Origin of the sequence: Achromobacter aegrifaciens (assembly GCF_902859735.1) — a bacterium.
GTDB classification, from domain to species: domain Bacteria; phylum Pseudomonadota; class Gammaproteobacteria; order Burkholderiales; family Burkholderiaceae_B; genus Achromobacter; species Achromobacter aegrifaciens.
Genome location: NZ_CADIJY010000004.1, coordinates 402,127 through 428,899, shown reverse-complemented (window position 1 = coordinate 428,899; position 26,773 = coordinate 402,127). Strand labels below are relative to the sequence as shown.

The 26,773-nt window shown below is 66.9% G+C and carries 22 protein-coding genes and 1 tRNA gene; 9 read left to right on the top strand and 14 right to left on the bottom strand.

All coding sequences use genetic code 11. From position 1 onward, the window contains the following. Positions 1 to 14: 14 nt before the first annotated feature. The 4 genes from coaBC to HV766_RS15010 all read right to left on the bottom strand — a co-directional run bounded on the left by coaBC (position 15) and on the right by HV766_RS15010 (position 5,735). Positions 15 to 1,214 carry a bifunctional phosphopantothenoylcysteine decarboxylase/phosphopantothenate--cysteine ligase CoaBC gene (coaBC, locus tag HV766_RS15025; RefSeq protein ID WP_175181425.1) on the bottom strand — a complete coding sequence of 400 codons (1,200 nt, stop codon included), beginning with the start codon at positions 1,212 to 1,214 and terminating at the stop codon, positions 15 to 17. A gap of 165 nt (positions 1,215 to 1,379) precedes the next feature. Then, positions 1,380 to 1,916 carry a signal peptidase II gene (lspA, locus tag HV766_RS15020; protein ID WP_054456015.1) on the bottom strand — a complete coding sequence of 179 codons (537 nt, stop codon included), beginning with the start codon at positions 1,914 to 1,916 and terminating at the stop codon, positions 1,380 to 1,382. A gap of 2 nt (positions 1,917 to 1,918) precedes the next feature. Further along, positions 1,919 to 4,780: an isoleucine--tRNA ligase gene (ileS, locus tag HV766_RS15015; protein WP_175181424.1), complete on the bottom strand. Its 2,862-nt coding sequence runs from the start codon at positions 4,778 to 4,780 to the stop codon at positions 1,919 to 1,921. Then, a complete protein-coding gene (locus HV766_RS15010) occupies positions 4,770 to 5,735 on the bottom strand; it encodes a bifunctional riboflavin kinase/FAD synthetase (RefSeq protein WP_054456020.1) in 966 nt (321 codons plus the stop codon). The genes ileS and HV766_RS15010 overlap by 11 nt, the downstream gene beginning before the upstream one ends. A 134-nt stretch (positions 5,736 to 5,869) precedes the next feature. On the opposite strand from HV766_RS15010, the gene purN reads away from it, so the two are divergent. Continuing rightward, a complete protein-coding gene (gene purN, locus HV766_RS15005) occupies positions 5,870 to 6,526 on the top strand; it encodes a phosphoribosylglycinamide formyltransferase (protein WP_175181498.1) in 657 nt (218 codons plus the stop codon). A 1,015-nt stretch (positions 6,527 to 7,541) separates the two neighbouring features. After that, positions 7,542 to 8,882 carry an RsmB/NOP family class I SAM-dependent RNA methyltransferase gene (locus tag HV766_RS30335; RefSeq protein WP_175181497.1) on the top strand — a complete coding sequence of 447 codons (1,341 nt, stop codon included), beginning with the start codon at positions 7,542 to 7,544 and terminating at the stop codon, positions 8,880 to 8,882. A gap of 14 nt (positions 8,883 to 8,896) precedes the next feature. On the opposite strand, the gene HV766_RS14995 is transcribed toward HV766_RS30335, so the two are convergent. Then, positions 8,897 to 9,292, bottom strand: coding sequence for a hypothetical protein (locus tag HV766_RS14995; protein WP_175162139.1), 396 nt, complete (start codon positions 9,290 to 9,292; stop codon positions 8,897 to 8,899). Positions 9,293 to 9,647: 355 nt separating this feature from the next. Between HV766_RS14995 and HV766_RS14990 the strand changes: the two genes are divergently transcribed. The 3 genes from HV766_RS14990 to HV766_RS14980 are packed head-to-tail and all read left to right on the top strand — an operon-like array spanning position 9,648 to position 13,458. Then, a complete protein-coding gene (locus tag HV766_RS14990; protein WP_054456025.1) occupies positions 9,648 to 10,856 on the top strand; it encodes a DesA family fatty acid desaturase in 1,209 nt (402 codons plus the stop codon). Next, positions 10,853 to 13,147, top strand: coding sequence for a UvrD-helicase domain-containing protein (locus tag HV766_RS14985; RefSeq protein WP_059373632.1), 2,295 nt, complete (start codon positions 10,853 to 10,855; stop codon positions 13,145 to 13,147). The genes HV766_RS14990 and HV766_RS14985 overlap by 4 nt, the downstream gene beginning before the upstream one ends. A gap of 5 nt (positions 13,148 to 13,152) precedes the next feature. Further along, positions 13,153 to 13,458: a chorismate mutase gene (locus tag HV766_RS14980; RefSeq protein WP_054456030.1), complete on the top strand. Its 306-nt coding sequence runs from the start codon at positions 13,153 to 13,155 to the stop codon at positions 13,456 to 13,458. 62 nt (positions 13,459 to 13,520) lie between these two features. Here HV766_RS14980 and HV766_RS14975 read toward each other — a convergent pair whose 3' ends face one another. From HV766_RS14975 to dapC, 9 genes are all read right to left on the bottom strand, one after another. Beyond that, positions 13,521 to 14,702, bottom strand: coding sequence for a cytochrome-c peroxidase (locus HV766_RS14975; RefSeq protein ID WP_175181423.1), 1,182 nt, complete (start codon positions 14,700 to 14,702; stop codon positions 13,521 to 13,523). Next, the gene (locus HV766_RS14970) at positions 14,675 to 17,308 is read right to left on the bottom strand and encodes a TonB-dependent receptor (protein WP_175181422.1); all 2,634 of its coding nucleotides are present in this window, start codon (positions 17,306 to 17,308) and stop codon (positions 14,675 to 14,677) included. The genes HV766_RS14975 and HV766_RS14970 overlap by 28 nt, the downstream gene beginning before the upstream one ends. Before the next feature lie 117 nt (positions 17,309 to 17,425). Then, the gene (locus HV766_RS14965) at positions 17,426 to 18,346 is read right to left on the bottom strand and encodes a FecR family protein (protein WP_175181421.1); all 921 of its coding nucleotides are present in this window, start codon (positions 18,344 to 18,346) and stop codon (positions 17,426 to 17,428) included. A gap of 2 nt (positions 18,347 to 18,348) precedes the next feature. Continuing rightward, positions 18,349 to 18,837, bottom strand: a complete 489-nt coding sequence (locus tag HV766_RS14960; protein ID WP_054456036.1) for an RNA polymerase sigma factor — start codon at positions 18,835 to 18,837, stop codon at positions 18,349 to 18,351. A gap of 124 nt (positions 18,838 to 18,961) precedes the next feature. Further along, on the bottom strand, positions 18,962 to 20,896 hold the full coding sequence (locus HV766_RS14955; protein WP_119449339.1) for an ABC-F family ATP-binding cassette domain-containing protein: 1,935 nt from the start codon (positions 20,894 to 20,896) through the stop codon (positions 18,962 to 18,964). Next, positions 20,893 to 21,789, bottom strand: a complete 897-nt coding sequence (gene prmB / locus HV766_RS14950) for a 50S ribosomal protein L3 N(5)-glutamine methyltransferase (RefSeq protein ID WP_054456040.1) — start codon at positions 21,787 to 21,789, stop codon at positions 20,893 to 20,895. Before prmB ends, HV766_RS14955 begins: the two co-directional genes overlap by 4 nt. Before the next feature lie 9 nt (positions 21,790 to 21,798). Next, positions 21,799 to 23,016: a succinyl-diaminopimelate desuccinylase gene (gene dapE / locus HV766_RS14945; RefSeq protein ID WP_376784729.1), complete on the bottom strand. Its 1,218-nt coding sequence runs from the start codon at positions 23,014 to 23,016 to the stop codon at positions 21,799 to 21,801. Next, positions 23,017 to 23,838, bottom strand: a complete 822-nt coding sequence (gene dapD, locus HV766_RS14940) for a 2,3,4,5-tetrahydropyridine-2,6-dicarboxylate N-succinyltransferase (RefSeq protein ID WP_013394697.1) — start codon at positions 23,836 to 23,838, stop codon at positions 23,017 to 23,019. A 24-nt stretch (positions 23,839 to 23,862) separates the two neighbouring features. Continuing rightward, the gene (dapC, locus tag HV766_RS14935; protein ID WP_175181420.1) at positions 23,863 to 25,059 is read right to left on the bottom strand and encodes a succinyldiaminopimelate transaminase; all 1,197 of its coding nucleotides are present in this window, start codon (positions 25,057 to 25,059) and stop codon (positions 23,863 to 23,865) included. A 47-nt stretch (positions 25,060 to 25,106) separates the two neighbouring features. Here dapC and HV766_RS14930 point away from each other — a divergent pair. The 4 genes from HV766_RS14930 to HV766_RS14915 all read left to right on the top strand — a co-directional run bounded on the left by HV766_RS14930 (position 25,107) and on the right by HV766_RS14915 (position 26,642). Then, a tRNA-Leu gene (locus HV766_RS14930) sits at positions 25,107 to 25,193 on the top strand. Positions 25,194 to 25,427: 234 nt separating this feature from the next. Beyond that, a complete protein-coding gene (locus tag HV766_RS14925; RefSeq protein ID WP_054456045.1) occupies positions 25,428 to 25,760 on the top strand; it encodes a cupin domain-containing protein in 333 nt (110 codons plus the stop codon). A gap of 43 nt (positions 25,761 to 25,803) precedes the next feature. Beyond that, the gene (locus tag HV766_RS14920; protein WP_054456047.1) at positions 25,804 to 26,133 is read left to right on the top strand and encodes a hypothetical protein; all 330 of its coding nucleotides are present in this window, start codon (positions 25,804 to 25,806) and stop codon (positions 26,131 to 26,133) included. A 116-nt stretch (positions 26,134 to 26,249) separates the two neighbouring features. Beyond that, positions 26,250 to 26,642 (top strand): VOC family protein, encoded by a 393-nt coding sequence (locus HV766_RS14915; RefSeq protein WP_125470718.1) that lies wholly within the window; start codon positions 26,250 to 26,252, stop codon positions 26,640 to 26,642. The last annotated feature ends 131 nt before the right edge of the window (positions 26,643 to 26,773 follow it).

The following is a 26,773-nucleotide window of genomic DNA, read 5'->3' as shown; positions in this document are numbered from 1 at the left end:
GAGGCCTGCTCTTTTTATTTGCCTGGCACTCTGGCCGCGATCTCGGCGATCAGTCGCCGCGCGGCGTCCAGCTTGTCGGCGGCGGGCAGGGGATGGGTGCCTTGCTCGTCGAACAGCACCAGTTCGGTGGTGTCCGCATCCATGACCTTGTGCGCCAGGTTGCCCACGAGCAGCGGAATGCCCTTGCGCGTGCGCTTGGCTTCGGCATGCTCGGCCAGCTTCTCGGTTTCGGCGGCGAAGCCGACGCACCAGGGGCCGTTGGGCAGCTTGGCCACTTCGGCCAGGATGTCCGGATTGGGTTCGAATTCCATCACGGGCGCGCCGCCGCCTTCGCTGGTCTTCTTCAGCTTCTGGTTGCTGACGTTCTTGACGCGCCAGTCGGCCACCGCGGCCACCGCGATGAAGATGTCCGCGTCGGCCGCGCTGGCCATCACGGCGTCGTGCATCTGGCGCGCGGTCGTGACCGACAGCGCGGTGACGCCGCGCGGCACCTGCAGGAAGGTGGCGCCGGTGATCAGCGTGACGCGGGCGCCGGCCTCGCGGGCGGCGCGAGCCAGCGCGTAGCCGGTCTTGCCCGACGAACGGTTGCTCAGCACGCGCACCGGGTCCACGGGTTCGGACGTGGGACCGGCGGTCAGCAGCACGTGGCGGCCGGCGAGCAGCTTGGGCTGGAAGAAGGCGATCAGGTCGGTCAGCAGTTCATGCGCTTCCAGCATGCGGCCATCGCCCGTTTCGCCGCAGGCCTGTTCGCCGGCGGAGGGGCCCAGCACGCTGATGCCGTCGGCGCGCAGTTGTTCGACGTTGCGCTGCGTGGCCGGGTTGGCCCACATCTCGCGGTTCATGGCGGGCGCCACCAGCAGCGGACAGGCGCGCGCCAGGCACAGCGTGGACAGCAGGTCGTCGGCCATGCCGTGCGCCAGCTTGGCCATGAAGTCGGCGCTGGCCGGAGCGATCAGCACCGCGTCCGCGCCGCGCGTCAGGTCGATGTGCGCCATGTTGTTGGGCACGCGGGCATCCCAGGCATCCACGAACACCGGACGGCCCGACAGGGCCTGCATGGTGACCGGCGTGATGAAGTGCGTGGCCGCCTCAGTCATGACCACGTCGACGGTGGCGCCTTGTTCGGTCATGCGCCGCACCAGCTCGGCGATTTTGTAGCAGGCGATGCCGCCGGTCAGGCCGAGGACGATGCGTTTGCGGGCGAGGTCGAGCATGAGGGAGGCGGCGGTTCAGCGCCGTGTAATCGAGGAACGGACAGTGATTTTATTCTGCATTGCGGCATTGCGCCTTTCGCGATGCGTTCAGGGGGCATCAAGCAGGACAAAAACCGTGGGAAATGCGGGGGAAAGCCGGGGCATCGGGCCCCGGCCGGGCCATCTTCAGGCCTGGGTCTTGGCCTTGCGGCCGCGCAGGAGTTCATCCAGCACCAGCAATATGGCGCCGCAGGTGATGCCCACGTCCGCCAGGTTGAAGGCGGGGAAGTAGGAGGTGTTCCAGTAGAACAGCAGGAAGTCCACCACGTGGCCATAGACCACGCGGTCGATGACGTTGCCGATGGCGCCGCCCAGGATCAGGGTCAGCGCCAGGCTGAAACGCGGCTGGCCATGGGTGCGGCGCAGGATGATGGTGATGACCACCGCCGCCACGCAGCCCAGGCCGGTGAACAGCCAGCGCTGCCAGCCTTCTTCGGACGCCAGGAAACTGAAGGCGGCGCCGCGGTTGTACATCAGCGTGAAGTCGAAGACCGGCAGCACGTTGACGCGTTCGCCGTACTGGAACGAGGTGTTGAAGTAGACCTTGGTCAACTGGTCCAGCACGATGATGAGCAATGCCAGGGCCAGCCAGCCGCCCACGCGCGCCGGCGCGGCGCGGACGGGGGCGGCGCCCGTCACTCCGGGGTCGGAGGGGCGGGCCATGCTCAAGCCTTGTCGCGGGCTTCGCCCGTGCCGAACAGGTTGGACACGCAGCGGCCGCAGATCTCGGGATGATCCGCGTCCTGGCCCACGTCCAGGCGCCAGTGCCAGCAGCGCTCGCACTTCTTGTGCGTGGACGGCGTGACCTCGATGCGGGTCTCGCCTTCGCCCGCGTGCACCGTGGCGCGCGAGACGATCAGCACGAAGCGCAGGTCGTCGCCCAGGCTGGCCAGCAGTTCCTGGTCGGCGCCGTTGGCGTACAGGTCCACTTCGGCCTGCAGCGAGGAGCCGATGTCGCCGGCCGTGCGCACTTCTTCCAGCTTGCGCTGGACTTCGGCGCGGATGGCGCGCAGACGCGCCCACTTGGCCGACAAGGCGTCGGCATCGGCGAACGGGGGCAGCGCGTGGTAGACCTCGGTGAAGATCGTGGTGCGGGCGGCGTCGGCCTGGTTCTTCAAGGCCGAGTTGACCAGTTCCTTCCAGGCTTCTTCAGCGGTGAAGGACAGGATCGGCGCCATCAGCTTGAGCAGCGTCTGCGTGATGTCCAGCAGGGCCGTCTGGGCCGAGCGGCGCGCGCGGCTGTCCTCGGCCGAGGTGTACAGGCGGTCCTTCAGGATGTCCAGGTAGAACGCGCCCAGGTCTTCCGAGCAGAACGTCTGCAGGCGCGAGACGGCGGGGTGGAAGTCGTAGCGTTCGTAGTTGGCCTGGACCTCGGCCTGCATCTGCGCCGTCATGGCCAGCGCATAGCGGTCGATCTCGAACAGTTCGCCATAAGGAACGGACTGCGTCACCGCGTCGAAGTCGGCCAGGTTGGCCAGCAGGAAGCGCAGCGTGTTGCGGATGCGGCGGTAGCCTTCGACCACGCGCTTCAGGATCTCGTCCGAGATGGACAGTTCACCCGAGTAATCGGTGGACGCCACCCACAGGCGCAGGATTTCCGCGCCCAGCGAGTCGGACACCTTTTGCGGGGCGATCACGTTGCCCACCGACTTGCTCATCTTGCGGCCCTGGCCGTCCACCACGAAGCCGTGCGTGAGCAGGGCCTTGTAGGGCGGTTGGCCGTAGAGCATGCAGCCAGTCAGCAGCGACGAATGGAACCAGCCGCGGTGCTGGTCCGAGCCTTCCAGGTACAGGTCGGCGGGCCAGGCGAGTTCAGCGCCATGCGAGCCGGCGAAGTCGCCGTCCTTGCCGCCCAGCACCGTGGCGTGCGTGCTGCCCGAGTCGAACCACACGTCCAGCGTGTCGCGGTTCTTTTCGTACTGGTCGGCTTCGTCGCCCAGCAATTCGCGCGGATCCAGGGTCTGCCAGGCTTCGATGCCGCCTTGTTCGACGCGCTGCGCCACCTGTTCCAGCAATTCAGAGGTGCGCGGGTGCAGTTCGCCGGTTTCCTTGTGCACGAAGAAGGCCATCGGCGTGCCCCATTGCCGCTGGCGCGACAGCGTCCAGTCGGGGCGGTTGGCGATCATGGCGTGCAGGCGGGCGCGGCCCCAGGCCGGATAGAAGGCGGTGGCGTCGATGCCGGCCAGCGCCGATTCGCGCAGGGTCGGGCCGCCGCCCTTGGGGGCCACGTCCATGCCGGCGAACCACTGGCTGGTGGCGCGGTAGATGATGGGGGTCTTGTGGCGCCAGCAGTGCATGTAGCTGTGCTTGTGCTTTTCCACGTGCATCAGCGCGCCGGCTTCCGTCAGCGCCTCGACGATCTTGGGGTTGGCGTCCCAGATGGACAGGCCGCCGAACAGCGCCAGGCTGTCCACGTACTTGCCGTCGCCCATGACCGGGCTGATGAAGTCGGTGTCCTTCATGCCGTGCTCCTTGCACGAGATGAAGTCCTCGATGCCGTACGCCGGCGCCGAGTGCACCACGCCGGTGCCGGAGTCGGCCGTCACGTAGTCGCCCAGGTAGGCGGGCGACTTGCGGTCGTAGGCGGCGTTGAACTGCGCCAGCGGGTGGCGGAATTCGATGCCCGACAGCGCCGCGCCCGGGGCCGTGGCAATCACTTCGCCTTCCAGGTTCCAGGCTTTCAGGCAGGCTTCGACGCGTTCCTTGGCGATCAGCAGGAGCGGACCGAACTTGGGAACCGGCGTCACGCGCACCAGCGCGTATTCGATTTCGGGATGCAGGTTCAGCGCCTGGTTGGACGGGATGGTCCAGGGCGTGGTGGTCCAGATGACGATGGCGCCGTCTTCCACCGAGTCCAGGCCGAAGGCGCTGGCCAGCTTGGCGTGCTCGGCGAACGGGAAGGCCACGTCCACCGCCGGATCGACGCGGTCGGCGTACTCGACCTCGGCTTCGGCCAGGGCCGAGCCGCAGTCGAAACACCAGTTCACGGGCTTCAGGCCGCGGAACACGTAGCCCTTGTCCAGGATGCGGCCCAGCGCGCGGATTTCGTCGGCTTCATTGCTGAAGTTCATCGTCATGTAGGGACGATCCCACTCGCCCAGCACGCCCAGGCGCTTGAAGTCCTTGCGCTGGCGGTCGATCTGTTCGAGGGCGTAGGCGCGGGCCTTGGACTGCACTTCCGCCACGGGCAGGTGCTTGCCGTATTTCTTTTCGATCTGGATTTCGATCGGCATGCCGTGACAGTCCCAGCCCGGCACGTAATGCGCGTCATAGCCGGCCATGTTGCGGCTCTTGACGATGATGTCCTTCAGGATCTTGTTGACCGCGTGGCCGATGTGGATGTCGCCGTTGGCGTAGGGCGGGCCGTCGTGCAGCACGAAGCGCGGCCGGCCGCGGCTGGCGGCGCGGATCGCCTGGTAGACGTGGTTTTCTTCCCACTGCGAAATCCAGGCGGGCTCGCGCTTGGCGAGGTCGCCCCGCATGGGGAAGGGGGTATCGGGCAGGTTGAGGGTCTTTTTATAGTCCATGAACGGCAAAATAGGCGCGCGCGTTTCGCGCGTCTTCGGCGATGGCGGCAGTCAGGGAAGGGAGGTCAGGAAATTTTTCTTCGTCCCGCAGCTTTTGCAGGAATTCGACGCGTACGAGTTTACCGTAAGCGTCGACGGTCTCGTCGAGCAGGTGCGACTCCAGCAGCACGCGGCCGCGGTCTTCGACCGTGGGGCGCACGCCCAGGCTGGCCACCGCTGGCAGCGGGCGGTCGGCCAGGCCGTAGACCTGCACCACATAAATGCCCGAGCGCGCGGCGCAGCGCTCGGCCACCCGCAGATTCATGGTGGGAAAGCCCAGCGTGCGGCCCAGCTTCTGGCCGTGGATCACGTGGCCGCTGATGTGGTACGGGTGGCCCAGCAGGTGGCGGGCGCGCTCCAGGTCGCCCACCGCCAGCGCGGTGCGCACCTCGGAACTGGAGATCCGGTGCCCTTGCTGGTCGGTCACGTCCGCCAGGGTCTGCACCTCGAAGCCATGGCGCAGGCCGGCCTCGCGCAGCAGGTCGATGTCGCCGCTGCGCTTGTGGCCGAAGCGGAAGTCCTCGCCCACCAGCAGCCATTTGGCATGCAGGCCCTGGACCAGCAATTGTTCGATGAAGGCGTTGGCCGACATTTCGGCCAGGCGGGCGTTGAAGCGCTCCACCACGACCTGGCTGATGCCGTAACGCGCCAGCGCCGCCAGCTTGTCGCGCAAACCCGAAATACGGGTGGGCGCCAGCTCCGGGCGTTGATTCAGGGTGGCGAAATACTCCCGCGGATGCGGCTCGAAGGTCATCACGGCGGGCGTCAGGTTGCGGTCGCGAGCGACTTGGCAGACGCGCGCCAGCATGGCCTGGTGTCCGCGATGGACGCCGTCGAAATTGCCGATCGTCAGCGCGCAAGGGGCGCGCCGGTCGGGCGGGGGCAGGGATCGGTAGATGCGCAGCGATGGTTTCACGAGCGAGAGTTTACAATTTTGGATTCCGGGTTTGTTCCTGTCCTTACCTGCCGCGCGTCCAGGCTGTCGCCGCGCGCGGGATTGCGTAGGGCGGACGGGCCCGATTTCCCTTGGAATTCCTTATCTTGCCGGAAATATCTACCACCAAGCGCCGCATCGTCATCCTGATTTCGGGACGCGGCAGCAATATGCAGGCCTTGGCCGAGGCCTGCCGCAATGAAGGCTGGCCGGCCGAAGTCGCCGCCGTCATCGCCAGCAAGCCCGATGCCGCCGGCCTGGAATGGGTGGCCCAGCAGGGCATCCCCACCGGCGCGCTGTATCACAAGGACTACGCCAGCCGTGAAGCCTTCGACGCCGCGCTGGCCGCCGAGATCGACCGCTACGAACCCGATTACGTCATTCTGGCGGGCTTCATGCGCGTGTTGACGCCGGGCTTCGTCAATCACTATGCCGGCCGGCTGGTGAACATCCACCCGTCGCTGCTGCCGGCGTTTCCCGGGCTGCACACGCACGCCCAGGCCCTGGCCACCGGGGTGCGCGTGCACGGCTGCACCGTGCACTTCGTCACGCCGGTGCTGGACCACGGTCCCATCATCGCCCAGGGCTGCGTGCCGGTCCTGGCGGGCGATACGCCCGAATCCCTGGCCGAGCGCGTGCTGGCGGTCGAACACCGGGCTTTCCCGGCGGCGGTGCGCTGGCTGGCCGAAGGCCGGGTTACCCTGACCAGCGACCACCGCGTCAACGTGCAAGGCGATCCCGATCGCCTTTTCGCCTGGTCGCCGGCCGCCTGAGCGGCCCCGAATCGAATTTTTCGGGCGGAAGCCCTCCGCCCCACTGGAATACACCATGACCAAACCCCAATCTCCGCGTTCCCGTCCGGCTGGCGCCGCCAGGGCCGCGTCCGAAGGCCGCGACGGTCGGTCCTTCTTCTCGCGCCCCAAGGGCGAGGCGCGCGCCCCGATCGCACGCGACAACGCCCGCGACGAGCGCTCCGGTGGCAGCCGCGACGAACGCTCGGCCGGCCGCCCGACGCCGCGCCCGTCCTACGACGCGCCGCGCGGCGAAGGCCGCGGCGGTGAACGCGGTTCCTACGGTTCGGACCGTCGCGAGGGTCGACCGAGCCCGCGTCCGTCCTTCGATCCGGCGCGCGGCGAGGCCCGTGGCGAGCGCGGTTCTTATGGTTCCGAGCGCCGTGAAGGTCGCCCGGGCCAGCGTCCGCCCTACGACGCCCCGCGCGGCGAAGGCCGTGGCGGCGAGCGCGCTTCCTATGGTTCGGAGCGCCGCGACGGCCGTCCGGGCCAACGTCCGTCCTACGACGCCCCGCGCGGCGAAGGCCGTGGCGGCGAACGCGCTTCCTATGGTTCGGAACGCCGCGAAGGCCGCCCGGGCCAACGTCCGTCCTACGACGTCCCGCGCGGCGAAGGTCGTGGCGGCGAGCGCGCTTCCTATGGTTCGGAACGCCGCGAAGGCCGTCCGGGCCAGCGTCCGTCCTACGACGCTCCGCGCGGCGAAGGTCGTGGCGGCGAGCGCGCTTCCTATGGTTCGGAGCGCCGCGAAGGGCGTCCGGACTCGCGTCCGTCCTATGACGCCCCGCGTGGCGAAGGCCGTGGCGGCGAGCGCGCCTCCTATGGCCCGGATCGTCGCGAAGGCCGCGCGGACTCGCGTCCGTCCTATGGCTCGCCGCGAGGCGATGATCGCGGCGGCGAGCGCGGCCAGTATGGCGGCCCGCGCGGCGGCGACGGCGGCCAGGACCGCCCGCCCAAACCCCAATTCAATCGCCCGCGCCAATCGCACGCGGCGATCCGCATCGACCAGGTCCAGCGCGTCCTGGGCGAAATCCTGCAATGGACCTATCCGGCCGACGCGGCCCTGTCGCACTGGCTGCGCAATCATCCGAATCTGGGCGCGCGCGATCGCTCCGAGGTCGCTGAAGCCGTCTACGACGTGCTGCGCCATCTGCGCCGCTACCGCCAGTTCGGCGAAAGCGGCATCGGTCCTGCTTCGCGCCGCCTGGCGATCCTGGGCCTGGCCGCGACGCTGGGCGCCGAGGCGCTGGCCGAAGGCATGGACGCCGGCGAAGCCGAATGGCTGCAGCGCGTGTCGCAGATCGACCTGGCGACCCTGCCGCGCGCCGTGCGCGGCAGCATCCCGGACTGGCTGGACGAACGCCTGGGCGCCATGGACAGCCCGGAAACGCTGATCGAGGCGCTGAACCGCCAGGCCAGCCTGGACCTGCGCGTCAACCCGCTGAAGGTCGAGCGCGACGCCATGCTGGCCGAATTGCAGCAGGGCGCCGGCCGCTACGAACCTGTCGCCATGCCTTATTCGCCCTGGGGCATCCGCATGGAAGGCCGTCCGGCCATCAACCGCTGGCCGCAGTTCGAGAACGGCAGCATCGAAGTCCAGGACGAGGGCAGCCAGTTGCTGGCGCTGCTGGTGGCGCCGCGCCGCGGCGAAATGATCATCGATTTCTGCGCCGGCGCGGGCGGCAAGACACTGCTGCTGGGCGCGCTGATGCGCTCCACCGGCCGCCTGTACGCGTTCGACGTGTCCGCGGCCCGCCTGCAGCGCGCCAAGCCGCGCTTTGCGCGCAGCGGCCTGTCCAACGTGGTGCCGGTGGTCATCGACAGCGAAAACGACGCCCGCGTCAAGCGCCTGGCCGGCAAGGCCCAGCGCGTGCTGGTCGATGCCCCGTGCAGCGGCATTGGCACCCTGCGCCGCAATCCGGACCTGAAATGGCGCCAGCACCCCGAGGCGCTGGCCGAACTGGGCCAGCTGCAGGAACGCATCCTCAACAGCGCGGCGCGCTGCGTCGCCCCGGGCGGCCGCCTGGTGTACGCCACCTGCAGCCTGCTGGCCGAGGAAAACGAGGTCCAGGCCGAGCGTTTCCTCGCCAGCCATCCGGATTTCGAGCGCCTGGACGCCGCCGAGATCCTGGCCGCGCGCTGTGAAAACCTGAAGCTGGACGGCCCCTACGTGCAGCTGCGCCCCGACGTGCACGGCACCGACGGCTTTTTCGCCGCGGTATTCGAGCGCAAGAAGAAGGGCGCGGCGACCGTGGCCGAAGAAGCTTCGGAAGCGGACGAGGCTTCGACTGAAGAAACGTCCGACGGGGACGCGGCCGGTCCGCAGGACCAGCCGGCCTGATCGGGAGCGCCGGGTCAGGGACCCGGCGTCACCACCACCGTGGCGCTGTAGCGGCGCGTGCCCAGGGTCTTGTTCTGGTACTTCACTTCCCAGGCCAGGCTGTCATTGCCTGGCTGGTCCGCCTGGTAGACCACCTGGGACACCGGCACGGTCTGGTAGGCGCAACGCCCGGAATCGCTGGACTGGCCCCGCGTCTGCATGATGTTGGCCTTGCCCAGGCGCGGCGTCATGGTGAGCGATACGCGCGGCGCGCGCAGCGCCAGGCAGTCCGATCCGCGGATCTCGTAGTACGAGGCCAGCACGGCGACGTCGCCCGATTTCAGCGTTTGCGCGGAAACGGTGGCGGGCAGGGCGGTGCCCAGCGCGGCCAGGGCATAAAAAAATTGGGGACGGATTTTTTTCAGCAACATCAGTGGGACAAAAGAGACAGTTTGGTCGGTAAAGCACCCGCAGTGTGCGCCAGCCGCAAGTCCGCTTCAAGACCGGACGCCAAGCTGACAGGAACTTTAACGGCGAAATCGAGCCCAAACCTTGCGCCTTCGCGTATGCCCCCCACCTACCCTGGGGAGGACGGCCCTAGCGCCGCGTGCCGCAAGGCTCGGCCTCGCAACCCGCATTTTTGGTGGCGAGAGTGGGTTTTTGCCCTGAAAAACCGGGGCTTAGTCCTTGATTTCGCTCAAAAACTATTTTGAAACTACCTTGTCATAAGTCAGCCAAGGTAAGCTAAACTCCAGGCACTTCTCTAGCGAGGCTCCTAACAGCTTTATGGATTACATCCTTTCCTTCATTGCCGGCGGTCTGACCCAAGCCACTTGGTGGCAGGTTGTCGTGTTCACTCTGGTTGTGACGCACATCACGATTGTGTCGGTCACGGTCTTTCTCCATCGCAGCCAAGCGCACCGTGGTCTGGATCTGCATCCGGCCGTCATGCACTTCTTCCGTTTCTGGCTCTGGATGACGACCGGCATGGTCACCAAGGAATGGGTGGCCATTCACCGCAAGCACCACGCCAAGTGCGAAAAGGAAGGCGATCCCCATTCGCCCATCCTGTTCGGCATCTGGAAGGTGCTGTTCCGCGGCGCGGAACTGTACCGCGAAGAATCGAACAACAAGGAAACCATGGCCAAGTTCGGCCACGGCACGCCTGACGACTGGCTCGAGCGCAACGTCTACAGCAAGCACAGCCTGTGGGGCGTGCTGACCATGCTCGCCATCGACATCGCCCTGTTCGGCGCCATCGGCGTCACGGTATGGGCCGTGCAGATGGCCTGGATCCCCTTCTGGGCCGCCGGCGTCGTCAACGGCATCGGCCACTACTGGGGCTACCGCAACTACAACAGCCCGGACACCAGCACCAACGTGTTCCCCTGGGGCATCGTGATCGGCGGCGAAGAGCTGCACAACAACCACCACGCCCATGGCACGTCGGCCAAGTTCTCGGCCAAGTGGTACGAATTCGACATCGGCTGGTGCTACATCAACATCCTGAAGTTCTTCGGCCTGGCCAAGATCAAGAAGGTTGCGCCCAAGCTCAAGCTGGACGACAGCAAGACCGGCATCGACCTGCGCACCCTGCAGGGCGTGATCACGCACCGCTACGAAGTCATGGCCCGCTATGCGGACGTGATCAAGAGCGCCGCCCGTGAAGAGCTGGCCAAGCTGAAGGATTCGCGCAACAAGGACAGCGCCGAGTGCGACTGGACCAAGCTGCACAGCGTGCGCCGCGCCATCCACCGCAACGAGGACATCCTCCAGCCCGAACAGGTTGCCGCCGTGGATCAAGCCATCGCCCGCAACAAGTCGCTCGCCACGCTGGTACAGATGCGCCGTGAACTCGGCCGCATCTGGGAAAGCTCCAGCGCCAGCAGCGAACAGCTTCTTCATGACCTGCAGGCCTGGTGCCAGCGCGCCCAGCAAAGCGGCATCGCCGGGCTCGAGCAATTCGCTCAACGTCTGCGCCGCTACGCGGCATGATGCTAGAGAAGCTCAATCCTGAACAACGCGCCGCAGTAACGTTAGAACCGCAGCACGCCCTGGTCCTGGCCGGGGCGGGCAGCGGCAAGACCCGGGTGCTCACCACCCGCATGGCCTGGCTGATTCAAACCGGCCAGGCCTCGCCTTTTGGGCTGCTGGCGGTCACGTTCACCAACAAGGCGGCGCGCGAAATGCTCGCGCGCATGTCGGCCATCCTGCCGATCGATACGCGCGGCCTGTGGATCGGCACCTTCCATGGCCTGTGCAACCGCATGCTGCGCGCGCATCACCGCGATGCCGGCCTGCCGCAAAGCTTCCAGATCCTGGACGTCACCGACCAGCTCGCGGCGATCAAGCGCCTGATGAAGGCCAATGGCGTCGACGACGAAAAGTATCCTCCGCGCGATGTGCAGCGCTTCATCAACGGCGCCAAGGAAGAAGGCCTGCGTCCCGCCGACGTGGAAGCCTACGACGCCCATCGCCGTCGCCTGATCGAGATCTACCAGCTCTACGAGGCCCAGTGCCTGCGCGAAGGCGTGGTGGACTTTGCCGAACTGCTGCTGCGCGCCTACGAACTGCTGTCGCGCAATGCGCCGGTGCGCGAGCACTACCAGCGCCGTTTCCGCCACATCCTGGTCGACGAGTTCCAGGATACCAACACGCTGCAGTACAAGTGGCTGCGCCTGTTGGCCGGCGGCGGCGCCGCAATCTTCGCGGTGGGCGACGACGACCAGTCGATCTATGCCTTCCGCGGCGCCAACGTCGGCAACATGGCTGACTTTGAACGCGACTACGCGCGCGGCACCGTGATCCGGCTGGAGCAGAACTACCGCTCCTTTGGCCACATCCTGGATTCCGCCAACGCGCTGATCGGCCATAACACCGGCCGCCTGGGCAAGAACCTCTGGACCGAGCAGGGCGACGGCGAGCCGGTGCGCGTCATCGAGCAGCCGTCCGACGGCATGGAAGCGCAGTGGATCGTGGACGAGATCCGCTCCCTGATCCGCGAAGGCAGCCTGCGCCGCGAGATCGCCGTGCTCTACCGCAGCAACGCGCAGTCGCGCGTGCTGGAACACGCCATCTTTTCCGCCGGCATTCCCTACAAGGTGTACGGCGGCCTGCGTTTTTTCGAGCGCCAGGAAATCAAGCACGCGCTGGCCTACCTGCGCCTGATGGCCAATCCGCACGACGACACCTCGTGGATGCGGGTCGTCAATTTCCCCACGCGCGGCATCGGCGCGCGCACGCTGGAGCAATTGGGCGACGCCGCGCGCGCGCACGACACCAGCCTGTACGCGGCCGTGGCCCTGGTGCCCGGCAAGGGCGGCTCCAACCTGGCGCAATTCGCGCAGCTGATCCATCGCCTGATCGAAGAGACCCGCGACCTGCCGCTGCCGGAAATGGTCGAGCACATGCTCGAGGCCAGCGGCCTGAACGCGCACTACAAGGCGGAACGCGAAGGCGCGGAGCGCCTGGAAAACCTGAGCGAACTGGTCACCGCCGCGGCGGTGTTCGCGTCCGAGGAAAACTACGACGGCATGCCTGCCGGCGTGGTGCCCGAACAGGACACGGCCTCCACGCTGAACGCGGGCGTGGTCGACGCGCCGGTCGTGGCATCCGACGGTTTGACTCCGCTGGCGGCGTTCCTGTCGCATGCGGCGCTGGAAGCGGGCGACAACCAGGCCCAGCAGGGCCAGGACGCCGTCCAGCTCATGACCGTGCACGCCGCCAAGGGCCTGGAGTTCGACGCGGTGTTCATCACCGGCCTGGAAGAGGGGCTGTTCCCGCACGAGAACAGCGTCCTGGAAGCTTCCGGACTGGAAGAAGAACGCCGCCTCATGTACGTGGCCATCACGCGTGCGCGCCAGCGTCTGTACATCAGCCTGGCGCAAAGCCGGATGCTGCACGGCCAGACGCGCTACGCGATGCGGTCGCGCTTCCTGGAAGAAATTCCCGAACAGCACCTGAAGTGGCTGTCGCCCAAGGCCGGCCTGGCCCAGGTTGGCGGCACGGGCGCCGGCTGGGGCGGCGGCAACCGCGGCGACGCTTTTGGCCGCAAGCCCACCAATACCATTGCGCCGCGTCAAGCACGCAGCGTTACCACCGGCGTCACGGTGGGCGACAAGCAGTATCGTGTAGGTCAGGGCGTGCACCACGCGCGGTTCGGCGAAGGCACGATCATCGGCTTGAGCGGAGCAGGGCAGGACGCCCAGGCTGAAATCCAGTTCCGCGACGTGGGCGCCAAGACCTTGGCGCTGGGCATCGCCAAACTTGACATTGTTCAGGGTTGATACTCATGGCCGATAACGATACTTCCAAAGCCGAGCTGGCGTCGCTGCGCGCCGAGGTCGATGAAATCGACCAGCAGATCATGCTGCTGCTGGGCGTGCGGTTCCGCTGCACGGACATGATCGGCGAGCTCAAGCGCGATCTGGGCATGGACCTGGTGGATCCCAAGCGCGAGGAGCAGCAGGTCGCGCGCATCCGCCGCCTGGCGCAAGAGGCGGGCGTGCCGCCCGCGCTTGCCGAAACCATCCTGCGCGAAGTGATCGACACCGTGGTCGACCACCACACCCGCCTGCGCGAGCGCCCGTACTCGTAATGCCAGGCCGGCGGCGCATGGGAGCCTGCATCTGCAAGCTGCCGGGCGCCGCCTCTCCCTTCCTACAAGACCTGCATGAACGCCAGCAAGGCGTCGATCTCGTCCGCGCTCAACGCGAGCGGCCGGATGTGTTCGGACTTGCGCGGCGCATACGGGTCGGGCGGATCGCTGGGCACAGGATCGCGGCCCATGCCGGCGTTGTACATCCGCAGCAGGCCCTTCAGGTCGGGAAACAGTCCGTTGTGCATCCACGGTCCGGCGCGCGACACATTGCGCAGGCTGGGCGTGCGGAACTTGCCAAGATCGGCGGGATTGCGCGTCGCTTCGTAGCGCCCCAGATCCTGGTTGCGGCGGCCATAGAAGGACAGGCCGATGTTGTGGAACTGGTGATCCGTCAGCATCGCGCCGCTGTGGCAGTTCATGCAGCGCGCCTGGGTGCGGAACAGGTGCATGCCGATTAACTCGCTGTCGTCCAGCGCATTCGATTGTCCATCCAGGAACTTGTCGAAGCGCGTGGTTTCGGGCCGAAGCGTAGCGACATAGGCGGCCAGCGCGCGCGCCAGGCGGTCGGCGTCCACAGGCGGCTGCGCTGCCGGGGCGACGCCGAATGCTTGCAGGAACTGCGCAGGGTAGGGATCGGCCGCCAACAGGCGCGCCACGGCGCCGTCGGCGTCATGGTTCATTTCGCGGGGATCGTGGATGGGGCCCAGCACCTGGTCCTTCAGGCTGGCGGCGCGTCCGTCCCAGAACAACCGGGGCGCGAACGGCGCCGCATACAGCGGCGTGGAGCGCCGCCTGCCCATCAGCTTGTCTTCGCCCACGGCCAGCGCGAGGCCGTCGGTGAAGGCGCGCTGCGGCAGATGACAGGAGGCGCAGGACACCTGCCCCTTGCGCGACAGCCGGGTATCGAAGAACAGCATCTGCCCCAGCGTCACCACCGCCGGGCGCGCGACGTCCGCAGCCAGTTCCTTTTGGCCGGCATTGGCGGCGGTCCAGGCGAGGGGCGGACTGGAAGCGGGCGGCACCGGGCCCCATTCGCGCCAGGCCACGCCGGGATCGATCGTGGGCGCTGGCCAGGTCCAGGGCGGCCCGGCGTACAGCGGCCGCAGGCAAGCGGCATCCCAGCCCGTGGGCGTGCGGCAGGCGGCCTGATCGTCCTGGGCGTCTGCGTCGGCGTGGGATTGGGACGCCGCCAGCGTCAGCGCCGCGCCCAGGATCAGAAGCGGTAACCGACTTGCAGCCATAGCTCCCGTCCCGTCTGATAGGTACTGCGGTTGGTCTTGACGTTGGGATTGCTGGCCGTCACGGCGGGCCTGCGGTCCAGCACGTTCAGGACTTCGACCGTGAATTCCAGACTGCGCGCAAACGTGGGATTCCAGGAAAGCTTGGTGTCCCAGGTCCAGTAGGACGGGATCTCGCCGGATTCGAATCGATCCAGGTAGTCGGGCCGCGGACCGCGCCCGACGTAGACGGTGGCGTCGCGCTTGCTGCGCCAGTTCACCATGTTGCTCCAGGTCAGGCCGGCGCGCGGCCACGCGCCGGTCAGGCTGAGGGTGGCGATCTGTGGCTGGTAGAAGGAGCTTGGAGGCAGGTCGATGGCGCGCAGGCGCGAGCCGTTGTAGATCACGTATTCGCCGGGGTCGCGCGCGTCGCCGTTGTAGCCTTCGACCAGGTCCGCGTTGGTCTTGCGCTTCTGCCAGCTCCAGCTTGCCTGCATGTTCCAGCGCGTCTCGCCCAGGCGCCAGGGCTCCAGCGTGCGCAGCGAAAGGCTGACCCCGTCGGTGGTGGACAGGCCGTCGTTGGTGTAGCGGTAGCCGTCCTTGTCGTTGCCGGTCGTGGCCCACTGGTCGCGGCCGTTGCGGCGCACGTAGCTCAGCACGCCTTCCATGCCCGCCATGCGCTGGCGCAGCGAGACCGCCCATTCATCGTCATAGGGCATGCGCAGGCCCTTGTACTCCACGTAGTACTCCTTGCTGCCGTCCGTCACGGGCTTGCCGTTCTTGTCCAGCACCTGGCGCCGCAGGCGGCTGCGTTCTTCCTTGAGCGCCGTCTCCAGCACGCCGGCCCCGTAGTACCGCGACCAGCCGGCGCTGAGCAGGGTATCGCCCGAACCGAACATGTCCCAATCCAACCGCGTACGCGGCGACAGGTTGTTGTTGCCGAGGAACGTCTCGCGGTCGTAGCGCAGGCCGGCGTCCAGCGCCAGCCGTTGCCATTCGATGCGGTCCGACAGATAAAGGCTGGCCATGTTGTAGTTCACGTCCACGGTGCCGGGCAGGTAGCGGACCTTGCTGAAATCCCGATAGCTGCCGTCGCGGTTGTAAGCGCGCTGGTAGGAGTGGCTTTCCTGGAAACGCTCGAAGTTCGCCTGCACCTGGTTCAGTTCCGCGCCTGCATAGGGGATGTGCGTGAACACGCCCGTGCGCACCGGATCCAGGTCGACCCGGCCCTTCAGCGTCCAGGTGTCCTGCCGCGTCTGCTCCTTGCCGAAGCCGCCCGCCGTGTACCGCGGCAGCAGGTAGGGGCTGAATGTCACCAGCTCGTCGCCGACGGATTCGCGGTTGCTGAGCGACCGGTCCCAGCCCGCCTGCAGCGCAAGCCGGCCGCCCTGGAAGTAGTGGTCTACGTTGACGCCTATGCCGCGCGCCTCATGGTTGTTGTCCCAGCGCGTGTGCCGGAACAGGTCGCTGGCCAGGGTTTCGCTGCGGTCGCTGTATTTCAGCGTCAGGTCGGCCGTGGTATCGGCGCTGGCGCGCACGCTGAACTTGCCCAGGAAGTTGTCGATCCGGTCGCTATAGGCGGCCTGGCCCGGCGCCGGCTGTCCCTTGTCGTCCACGCCCATGTTCCAGCGCGTGATGTCCGATTCGCGGCGCGACATGGCCAGCACGGCGCCTGATTTTTCATTGAAGGCGAGGTCGCCCACGGCGGAGTAGAAGCGCTTTTTCCATTCCGGCGAATAGCCCGGCTTGCCCTGCGCCCAACTGTTTTGTTCGCCCTCGGCGACCTCCTGCCGCGTCATTTTGGAAGTGTTCCAGCGGTAGTCCAGATTCAAGCGGTTTTCGCCGGAAAAGCGGCGCAGCCTGGCGTCGACGACGCCGCCCGTGAAGCGGCCGTACTCCACCGGCACGAAGCTGTCGTGCACGCGCACTTCCTCCAGCAGGCTCGTGTCCACGAAGTACGACTGCGGGTTGCTGGGCACGTTGCCGACCTGCAGGTTCAGGTTCTTGCTGGCCGGGTCCACGCGGTTGGTCGCGTCCATGCCGTCGAGCTGGAACAAGTTCTGGTAGGGGCTGGAGCCGTGGAAGGAAATGTCCTCCACATTGAGCGAGCCGCGGTTCTGCGAGCCGGCGGCGCCCGGATTGGTGCGCACCGCCGGATGCGTCGCCACCAGCGTGCTGAGGTCGCGGTTGGAGCTGGGCGTTTCGGCGATGTCCTCGCGGGTATAGATGCGCTCGCCCACCTGCTCGCCGTAGACCCGCACGGCATCCAGGCGCAGGGCGGAAAACTGGTTGGTCTTGTCCACGTAGACGATGTAGCGGCCAGGTCCGTCCGCGCGCAGCGCCAGTCCGGACCCCGCCAGCAGGTGGTTCAGCGCGAGCAGCGGCGAATACTCTCCTTGCAGCGGGGGCGAAGTCTTGCCCGCCACCGCCGCCGGCGGAAACGAGATCTCCAGGCCCGCCTGTCGGCCCAGCGCGAGCAGTGCGTCGCCCAGGGGTTGGGCCGGCAGGTCATAGGCGACGGGCGCGGTCGACTGAGCGGGGGCCGGCGAAGCCGTTATCAACGCGGCGATGAGCAGCGCCGCCGAAGCGCCAGACCGGCGGGCGCGCCGGTTGAAGTGGGGAAACAGCATGAATGCGTCCAAGCGGGTGTTGATGTCAGCCGTAGGACGTGTGCAGGCACGGATTACCTCAGCGGATTGCCGATGAATAATTTATATCGATTCTCATTTACTGATTGGCAATCGGCTTCAACGCAAGATCAGCAGGCCTGGCAGCTCGGTAATGCCGACCTTGGCCTGCGCCAGCAGCAATTCCAGCGCTCGCTTGGGATCGCCGATGCTGGCGGTGCCCGAGATGCGCAAACGCCTCGCGGTATCACCCAGCACCAGGATGTGCTTGCCGCCATAGCGGGATAGCCGCGCAGCGGCCTCGGGCAATGCGACATCGTTGAAGGCCAGCAGGCCCTGGCTCCAGTCCGGCGCCGGTTCCTGCGGCGCGGCGAAGCGCGTGATGCCCGTCGCCGACACGGCAGCCTCCTGGCCCGCGTCCAGCGCCAAGGCGGCGTCATCCTGGCAGACCAGGCAATGGACTGCCACGCGATGTTCGTACACCGCCACGCGCGTGCCGCCGGCCTCGCGCGCCACGACATAGCGGGTGCCTAGTGCGGCTGCGGACGCGTCCGGCGTCACCACCGTGAAATCCGGACCACCAGGCGCGCGTGGTGCGGCCGTGAACAACGCTCGCCCGGCCAGGAGCCGTACTTCGCGCTTGCCCGGCGCGAAATCGATGGCGATGGCGGAGTCCGCATCCAGGGTGGCGCTGGAGCCGTCGGGCAGGGCCACGCGGCGCACTTCGGCGCCGGTCGTGTAGTCGGCGTCAGGATGGACCGTACGCAGCAATTGCCAGGCTGGCCAGGCGGCCAGCAATACAAGCGCGGCCGCCGCGCCGCGCTTATGCGCGCGCCGTGGCGCCAGCAGCTTGCCGCGTTCGATCTCGCCCATTCGCCGCCACAGGCGCGCCAGCCGTTCATAGGCGGCGGCGTGGCTGGCGTCAGCGCGGTACCAGGCTTCGAACTCCGCCTGGGCTTGCGCATCCATGCCCTGACCGCTGTGGCGCACGACCCAGCGCGACGCTTCTTCCTGGGCGCTGCCGGTCTTGGGGGCGGCCATGCTCAGGATGCCAGCGCCTGGTCGCAGGCCAGCAGGATGCGCATCATGTGTTTCTCCACCGCGCTGACCGAAATCGCGAAACGCTCGGCGATGGCGCGGTAGCTCAGGCCCTCGTGCCGGTGCAGCACGAACACGTCCAGGCTGCGGCGCGGCTGGGCCAGCAGCGCGGTTTCCAGCCTGCGCAGCATTTGCCGCGCGGCAGCCACGTCCAGGGTGTCGGGTTCATGCAGGGTAGGGCGCGAAGCGGCGTAGTCGGCGGTGGCGGCCTGTTCGCGGCTGCGGCGCCGGTGCCAGTCGGTAGCGATGTTGGCGGCCACGCGGAAGACGTAGGCACGGTCGTTGTCGGGACGCGTCCTGTCCTTGAATTCCGCCAGCTTGATCCAGGTGTCCTGGGCGCAGTCTTGCGCGACGTCGCGCGAGCCGGTGCGCAAAGAGAGAAAACCCAGCACCTCTCGGTAATGGCGGAGAAATACATCCGTGAGCGTAGACATGTCGCCGGCGCCGGGCGCCAGATAGAGTCAAATTCGCGCCAGAGTATAAATGATAACGATTTCTATTTCTAGATAAGGCGAGAGCGCAGGAAGCGGCGGCGGGCAGGGCGCCCGCCGCAGGCCGTCAGGCCTCGGACTGTTCGATCTCTTCCAGAGAGCCCTGGATTTCGAGCCACTGTTCTTCCAGCTCGTCCATGCGCTTGCCGTGTTCGCCATGCTCGGCCATGACCTTTTGGCGTTCGGCGCGGCGCGCATCCGAGTACAGGTCCGGATCGGCGATGACGGCGTCCAGCGCATGCAGCTTGGCGCGCAGCTTCTCCATCTCGGCCTCGACCTTGGCGAGCCTGGATTCGAGCGGCTTGCGCAGCGCGGACAGGCGCTGGCGCTGTTCGGCTTCGGCGCGGCGCTGGGCCTTGCGGTCCACCACCGGTTCGTTGCCTTCGGCGTTCTCGCGCGCGGCTTCCGCGCGTTCGCCGGCGTTGCGGGCGGCGAGCCAGTCGCGGTAGTCCTCCAGGTCGCCGTCGAACTCGCGTACCGCGCCGTCGGCCACGATCCAGAAGCTGTCCACCGTGGTGCGCAGCAGGTGGCGGTCGTGGGATACCAGCAGCATGCTGCCGCCGAAGTCGGCCAGCGCGGCGGCCAGGGCCTCGCGCGTTTCCACGTCCAGGTGGTTGCTGGGTTCGTCCAGCAGCAGCAGGTTGGGCTTTTGCCAGACGATCAGGGAAAGCGCCAGGCGCGCCTTTTCGCCGCCGGACATGGGGCCGACCTTGCTGGTCACCGTGTCGCCGGAAAAGCCGAAGCCGCCCAGATAGTTGCGCAGTTCCTGTTCGCGGGTCTCGGGGGCCAGGCGCGCCAGATGGGCGATGGGCGTGCTGTCCACGTCCAGCATGTCCAGCTGGTGCTGGTGGAAATAGCCGATGGCCAAGCCGCGCGAGGCGCGGCGAGTACCCGCCTGCACCGGCAGTTCTTCGGCCAGGGTCTTGATCAGCGTGCTCTTGCCGGCGCCGTTGGCGCCCAGCACGCCGACGCGGCTGCCCGCGCGCACCATCAGCGTCACGTCGCGCAGGATGGGCACGGCGTTGCCGTCGGCGTCCGTGTAGCCGGCCGACAGGTGCTCCAGGGTCAGCAGGGGATCCGGCACCTGGTCGGGCGAGGGGATGCGGATGTCGATGCCGGCCTCGGCGTGCAAGGGCGCCAGCACCTGCATGCGCGCCAGCGCCTTGACGCGGCTCTGCGCCTGCTTGGCCTTGGAGGCCTTGGCCTTGAAGCGGTCGATGAAGCCTTGCAGCCGGGCCGCTTCGCGGGTCTGGCGTTCGTAGGCGATATTGGTCTGGCGCAGGCGCTCGGCGCGCTGCGTCAGGAAGTCGCCATAGCCGCCGCGGTAGCGCACCAGCTTGGCGTGGTCGAAATGCAGGATGGATTTGGCGACCGCATCCAGGAACTCGGTGTCGTGGGAAATCAGCATGACGGTGCCGGGGTAGGCGGCCAGCCATTTCTCCAGCCACAGCATGGCGTCGAGATCCAGGTGGTTGGTGGGCTCGTCCAGCAGCAGCAATTCGGACGGCGCCATCAGCGCGCGGGCCAGGGCCAGGCGCATGCGCCAGCCGCCGGAAAAGCTCGCCACCGGCTGCATCCATTCGGCGGGCTTGAAGCCCAGGCCGGCCAGCAGTTGCTCGGCGCGCGAGGCCGCGCTCCAGGCGCCGGCTTCCACCAGCGCCGCTTCCACTTCGGCGATCTGCGTGCCTTGCTCGTCCGTCAGTTCGGCGCGGCGCGCCTGCAGTTCGCGCAGATGCGTGTCGCCGTCGATGACGAACTCTCGCGCCGGACGCTCGTCAGCTTCGATTTCCTGCTTGACGCTGGCGATGCGCCAGCCGGCGGGCATGGCGAGGTTGCCCGCGTCCAGGTCCAGCGTGCCGGTCAAGAGCGCGAACAGCGAGGACTTGCCCGCGCCGTTCTTGCCGACGATGCCCACGCGCTCGCCCGGATGCACGACGAATTCAGCGCCGTCCAGCAGCACCTTGGTGCCGCGGCGCAGGGTCAATCCAGTAGCGCGTATCACAGGCTGAGTTGCTCGCGGGTAAGCAGCAGAAGCTGGTCGGAGGCTTCTTCGGTGTCCAGCCACACGGGCGAGAGCTGCGGGAAGGCGGCCTCGAAGAAGTCGCGTTCGTGGCCGATCTCCAGCACCAGCACGCCTTCCGGCGTGAGAAAGCGCGGCGCGGCTTCCAGGATGCGGCGCACCAGATCCATGCCGTCGTCGCCGCCAGCCAGGGCCAACTGCGGTTCATGGCGGTACTCCTGGGGCAGGACGTCCATGGAGCCGCTGTTCACGTAGGGCGGATTGCAGATGATGACGTCGTACAGGCGCGGCGGCAGGCTGTCGAACAAATTGCTTTCGTGCAGGTCCAGCCGGTCCGCCAGGCCGTAGTCGTCGACGTTGCGGCGCGCCACTTCCAGCGCGTCCGGCGACACGTCGACCGCGTCCACATGGGCATAGGGGAAGGCCAGCGCCGACAGGATAGCCAGGCAGCCGGACCCCGTGCACATGTCCAGCACGTTCTCAACCGCCAGCGCATCCTGCACCCAGGGCGCAAGGCCCTGGTCCAGCAATTCAGCGATGGGCGAGCGCGGCACGATGACGCGCTGGTCCACGTAGAAGCGGTGGCCGCGCAGCCAGGCCTCGTTGGTGAGGTAGGCGGCGGGCAGGCGCTCGGTCACGCGGCGGTCGATCAATTCGAGCACGCGGTTGCGCTCTTCGCTGAGCACGCGGGCGTCCAGAAAGGGCTCCAGCGTGTCCAGCGGCAGATGCAAGGCGTGCAGCGTCAGGTAGACCGCCTCGTCCCAGGCGTTGTCGCTGCCGTGTCCCAGCGCCACCTGGGCGGCGTTCAGGCGCGATACGCCGTAGCGGATCAGGTCGCGCAGGGTCAGCAGTTCTTGGCGGGCGGATTGATACATGTGAGGCTTTTACTTGGGCGGCAGCAGGAGGTTTTCCAGCGTGCGCCGATAAATGTTCTTCAACGGATCCAGCGAGGCCAATTCGATGCGTTCGTTGACCTTGTGGATCGTGGCGTTGCAGGGACCAAATTCGATGACTTGCGGGCAGATCTTGGCGATGAAACGGCCATCGGACGTGCCGCCAGTGGTGGAGAGTTCTGCCGTCACGCCGGTTTCGTCGCGGATGGCCGAGACCAGCGCGTCCGTCAGCGAGCCGCGCGGCGTCAGGAAGGGCTCGCCGCCCAGCTCCCAGTCCAGCGTGTACTCCAGGCCATGGCGGTCCAGCACTTCATGTACTCGCGCCTGCAGGCTTTCCGGCGTGCTGGCGGTGGAGAAACGGAAGTTGAACAGCGCCACCGCCTCGCCCGGCACCACGTTGGTGGCGCCGGTGCCCGAGTTCAGGTTCGACACCTGGAACGTGGTGGGCGGAAAGTACTCGTTGCCCTGGTCCCATTCGATGCTGACGATGTCGGCCAGGGCCGGCGCCAGCTGGTGCACGGGGTTGCGCGCCAGGTGCGGGTAGGCCACATGGCCCTGGATGCCCTTGACCGTGAGCTTGCCCGACAGCGAGCCGCGGCGGCCGTTCTTGCAGGTGTCGCCCAGCACGTCGCCCGAAGTGGGCTCGCCGACGATGCAGTAGTCCATCTGTTCGCCGCGCGCCTTCAGCGCGTCGCAGACGATGGCGGTGCCGTCGATGGACGGGCCTTCTTCGTCAGAGGTGATCAGCAGGGCGATCGAGCCGCCATGCTGCGGGTGGGCCGCCACGAATTCCTCGGCCGCCACCACGAAGGCGGCGATCGAGCTTTTCATGTCGGCTGCCCCGCGGCCGTACAGGTAGCCATCGCGCTCGGTGGGAACGAAGGGATCGCTTTCCCACTTCTCGCGCGGACCCGGAGGCACCACGTCCGTGTGACCGGCGAACACGGTCAGCGGCGCCGCGTTGCCGCGGCGCGCCCACAGATTGGTGACACCGCCCTGTGCGATGGTCTCGCAGGCGAAGCCGATGCGCTCCAGGCGCGCGGCCAGCGTCGCCTGGCAGTCTTCATCGGCCGGCGTGACCGAAGGGCGGGCGATCAGGTCCTTGACCAGATCCAGTACAGCCGACGATGGACCCACCTGCCGCTGCGCGGCTGCCTCCCCAAGGGAGGGTGCACGCCCTTCGGGCGGCCGTGCGGACGTGCTGCTCATTTAAGCCCTCAGCAGATCGTTGATGCTGGTCTTGGCGCGGGTCTGCGCGTCGACGCGCTTGACGATGACCGCGCAGGCCAGGCTGTGCGAACCGTCGGCCGAAGGCAGCGAACCCGGGACCACGACCGAACCCGAGGGCACGCGGCCGTACGTGATCTTGCCGGTGGCGCGGTCATAGATCTTGGTGCTTTGCGACAGGAACACGCCCATGGCCAGCACCGAGTTCTCTTCGACGATCACGCCTTCCACGACTTCCGAGCGGGCGCCGATGAAGCAGTTGTCTTCGATGATGGTCGGGTTGGCTTGCAGCGGTTCCAGCACGCCGCCGATGCCCACGCCGCCGGACAGGTGAACGTTCTTGCCGATCTGGGCGCAGGAGCCGACGGTGGCCCAGGTGTCGACCATGGTGCCTTCGTCGACGTAGGCGCCGATGTTCACGTAAGAGGGCATCAGCACCACGTTGCGGGCCAGGTAGGCGCCGCGGCGGGCAACGGCCGGCGGCACCACGCGGTAGCCGCCCTGCTTGAAGGCGTTGTCGCCGTATTCCGAGAACTTGAGCGGCACCTTGTCGTAGAACTGCAGCGGAGCCTGGCCCATGATGGCGTTGTCGTTCAGGCGGAACGACAGCAGCACGGCCTTCTTGATCCACTGATGCACGACCCAGTCGTCGTTGATTTTCTCGGCCACGCGCAGGCGGCCCAGGTCCAGGCCGTCGATGGTGCGCTCGACCGCTTCGCGCACTTCGGCGCTGGCGTCGGTGGGCGACAGGTTGGCCCGGTCGTCCCAGGCTTTTTCGATGGTGGTCTGCAGGTCGAGAGTCATAGCGGCTCAGCTTTTAAAGGTTGATCAAACGGAAGTATGCACAAAATGGGCGATGCGCTCGGCTGCCTGTACGCAGTCAGCCAAGGGCGCCACCAGAGCAATGCGGATGCGGCCCTGGCCGGGATTCACGCCATGCGCCTCGCGTGCCAGGAAACTGCCCGGCAGCACGGTAACACCAGTACGGCCAAAAAGGTCGCGCGCGAACGCCGTATCCGAACCGGGCGTGGCAGCCCACAGGTAGAACGAAGCCTGCGGCCGGGACACGTCCAGCACCTTCTGGAGGATGGGCACGACGGCGTCGAATTTTTCGCGGTACAGGCGCCGGTTGTCCTTCACGTGCGCCTCGTCCGTCCAGGCGGCGATGCTGGCCGCCGACACGATGGGGCTCATGGCGCTGCCATGATACGTGCGATACAGCAGGAAGCGGCCGATCAGCGCGGCGTCGCCCGCCACGAAGCCCGAGCGCAGGCCGGGCACGTTGGAACGCTTGGACAGGCTGGAGAACGCCACCAGGTTGCGGTAGGTGTCGCGGCCCAGGCGGCGCGCGGCCTGCAATCCGCCCAGCGGCGGGTTGCCTTCGTCCAGGTAGATTTCCGAATAGCACTCGTCCGAGACGATCACGAAGCCGTGGCGGTCGGACAGTTCGAACAGCGTTTTCCATTCGTCCAGCGACATGACGTTGCCGGCCGGGTTGCCCGGCGAGCAGACGAACACCATGCGCGTCTTCTTCCAGATTTCGTCCGGCACCTGGTTCCAGTCGCTGGCGAAATTGCGCACCGGATCGGCGTTGACGAAGTAGGGCGTGGCGCCGGCCAGAAGCGCCGCGCCTTCGTAGATCTGGTAGAAGGGATTGGGGCAGATCACCACCGAGCCGGCGGCCGGGTCGATGACGGTCTGCGTGAACGCGAACAGCGCCTCGCGCGAGCCCAGCGCCGGCAGCACCTGCGTTTCCGGATCCGGGGCAGGGATGCTGTAGCGCCGCGCCAGCCACTCCGAGATCGCCCGGCGCAGCGCCGGGTCGCCCTTGGTGGACGGGTACACGGACAGGCCTGCGAGACTGTCGCGGATGGCCTGTTCGACGCACGCGGGTGCGGCGTGTTTGGGCTCGCCGATCGACAGATTGATGGGCGTCAGACCGTCCGGCTGCTGGCTGGCCGAAGCCAGCAAAGCGCGCAGTTTTTCGAACGGATAGGGGTGTAGGGCATCGAGGCGCGGATTCATGACGCAAGATTTTAACAAGCAAGCTACAATAGCGGGCTTGGCCTATAGCGAAGGTGGCGAAATTGGTAGACGCACCAGGTTTAGGTCCTGACGCCGTAACAGGTGTAGGGGTTCGAGTCCCCTCCTTCGCACCAACCTTATTCAGGCACTGATCCGGCTTCATGCCACCAGTGTCCCGCAAGCCCCAAGGCATTGAATGCCTTGGGGCTTTTCCTTTGCCGGCGCGCCCTTGCGCTTAGGGATAACCTCCCGTGCCGAAAGCGCATTTTTGATATATCTTCGCGCTCTTCGGTGGAGGCTTGCCGCTGGCCGGCATCGCAACAGCCTCTCAAACAGCCCCGTACACAGCACGATAAGGAGAGCCTCCCATGGCGCTCAAGCACGCTGCATTTCTGGATGTCATCGATATACGCACCCCGCATCGCGAACACGGGGAGGCCGTCAGCGTCAGCCTGATGAAGACGGCGCACATGCAACTGCTGCAATTGGCGCTGCCCGCCGGCAAGGGCCTGCCGCAACATGCCGTGGCGGGCGAAATCACCATTCATTGCATCGCCGGAGAGGTGAGCTTGGCATTGCGCGATGGCGTGCGCCAGTTGCGCGAAAACCAGCTCGTCGCGTTGGCCGCGCACGAACCGCACGCGCTGCAGGCCGTGCGCGACGCGACCGTGCTGGTGACGGTGCTGCACGCCCCGGCCTAGTACTCCGATTCCTGACGCAGACGTGTTCCCTGAGAGGTGAGCCGTGCATGAGCTGTTGGCCGACTGGTGCGAAATCCTGAACCGCTTGCTGCGGGACGTGGCCGATGCGCACGCCACGGCGCAGGCGCGCGACAGCGCGCTGCGCCATGCCCACCGGCATTCCTGCCAGGCGCCGATCTGCTTCCGGATGTCCGGGACCACGGTCAGCCATCTGGCGGAAACGCTGGATTGCGCCATCCGCGCGTCCTGCGCCCGCCACGACAACTCCGCCTGGGTGCAGGCGCTGGACGTGGCGTACACCAAGTTCCTGCTGTATCTGATCCGCGACGTGGACCGGTGGTCCAGCGGCGGGCTGCACCAAGAGGCGGCGTAGGAGAGGTTTGGTACTTCATAATTTACTGGATAAATAAACAGTAATTTGGTTCAATCCCATCATGCCTCCGGCGCATGCACCTGCAAAAGCGCCATTTCCCACGATCAGGACGAACCATGAAATTCGGATACACCATCATCTACGTACCGGACGTCGCCGCATCGCTGTCCTTTTTTGAACAGGCATTCGGTTTCGCCAGGCGTTTTCTGCACGAGTCCCAGACTTACGGCGAACTGGACACCGGCGAAACCACCTTGTCGTTCGCGGCGCATGAACTGGCCGACGCCAATTTCGGCGGCGGCCATGTTGCGGCTTCGGCGTCGGCCGAGCCGTTGGGCATGGAAGTGGCTTTCGTGACGGACGACCTGGCCGCGGCGCACGCCCGCGCGCTTGCGGCGGGCGCCACGGAAATGAGCGCGCCTGTCTCCAAGCCGTGGGGGCAGGTCGTGTCCTATGTGCGTTGTCCGGACGGCACGCTGGTGGAGCTTTGCACTCCCATGCAGGGCTAGGCACGCCGCTCGTCGCCGCGGCCGGGGCCAAGCGCTCCGAGACGCTGCCGCTGCGGCCCGCATCATCGGTGTCCGTGCGGCGTGCGCCTTTCCGTCTAGCCGGTCCGGACGATCCCCGAGTCCGCCCTACG

What these genes read in the sequence shown, in the direction of transcription:
- prmB (WP_054456040.1), bottom strand. Translation starts at nt 21,789, where the DNA reads ATGTATCAATCCGCCCGCCAAGAACTGCTGACCCTGCGCGACCTGATC.
- HV766_RS14965 (WP_175181421.1), bottom strand. Translation starts at nt 18,346, where the DNA reads ATGGCCGCCCCCAAGACCGGCAGCGCCCAGGAAGAAGCGTCGCGCTGG.
- coaBC (WP_175181425.1), bottom strand. Translation starts at nt 1,214, where the DNA reads ATGCTCGACCTCGCCCGCAAACGCATCGTCCTCGGCCTGACCGGCGGC.
- HV766_RS14915 (WP_125470718.1), top strand. Translation starts at nt 26,250, where the DNA reads ATGAAATTCGGATACACCATCATCTACGTACCGGACGTCGCCGCATCG.
- HV766_RS14980 (WP_054456030.1), top strand. Translation starts at nt 13,153, where the DNA reads ATGGCCGATAACGATACTTCCAAAGCCGAGCTGGCGTCGCTGCGCGCC.
- HV766_RS14990 (WP_054456025.1), top strand. Translation starts at nt 9,648, where the DNA reads ATGGATTACATCCTTTCCTTCATTGCCGGCGGTCTGACCCAAGCCACT.
- dapD (WP_013394697.1), bottom strand. Translation starts at nt 23,838, where the DNA reads ATGACTCTCGACCTGCAGACCACCATCGAAAAAGCCTGGGACGACCGG.
- HV766_RS14960 (WP_054456036.1), bottom strand. Translation starts at nt 18,837, where the DNA reads ATGTCTACGCTCACGGATGTATTTCTCCGCCATTACCGAGAGGTGCTG.
- ileS (WP_175181424.1), bottom strand. Translation starts at nt 4,780, where the DNA reads ATGGACTATAAAAAGACCCTCAACCTGCCCGATACCCCCTTCCCCATG.
- dapE (WP_376784729.1), bottom strand. Translation starts at nt 23,016, where the DNA reads ATGAGCAGCACGTCCGCACGGCCGCCCGAAGGGCGTGCACCCTCCCTT.
- HV766_RS14985 (WP_059373632.1), top strand. Translation starts at nt 10,853, where the DNA reads ATGATGCTAGAGAAGCTCAATCCTGAACAACGCGCCGCAGTAACGTTA.
- HV766_RS14925 (WP_054456045.1), top strand. Translation starts at nt 25,428, where the DNA reads ATGGCGCTCAAGCACGCTGCATTTCTGGATGTCATCGATATACGCACC.
- HV766_RS14970 (WP_175181422.1), bottom strand. Translation starts at nt 17,308, where the DNA reads ATGCTGTTTCCCCACTTCAACCGGCGCGCCCGCCGGTCTGGCGCTTCG.
- HV766_RS14995 (WP_175162139.1), bottom strand. Translation starts at nt 9,292, where the DNA reads ATGTTGCTGAAAAAAATCCGTCCCCAATTTTTTTATGCCCTGGCCGCG.
- lspA (WP_054456015.1), bottom strand. Translation starts at nt 1,916, where the DNA reads ATGGCCCGCCCCTCCGACCCCGGAGTGACGGGCGCCGCCCCCGTCCGC.
- HV766_RS14975 (WP_175181423.1), bottom strand. Translation starts at nt 14,702, where the DNA reads ATGGCTGCAAGTCGGTTACCGCTTCTGATCCTGGGCGCGGCGCTGACG.
- dapC (WP_175181420.1), bottom strand. Translation starts at nt 25,059, where the DNA reads ATGAATCCGCGCCTCGATGCCCTACACCCCTATCCGTTCGAAAAACTG.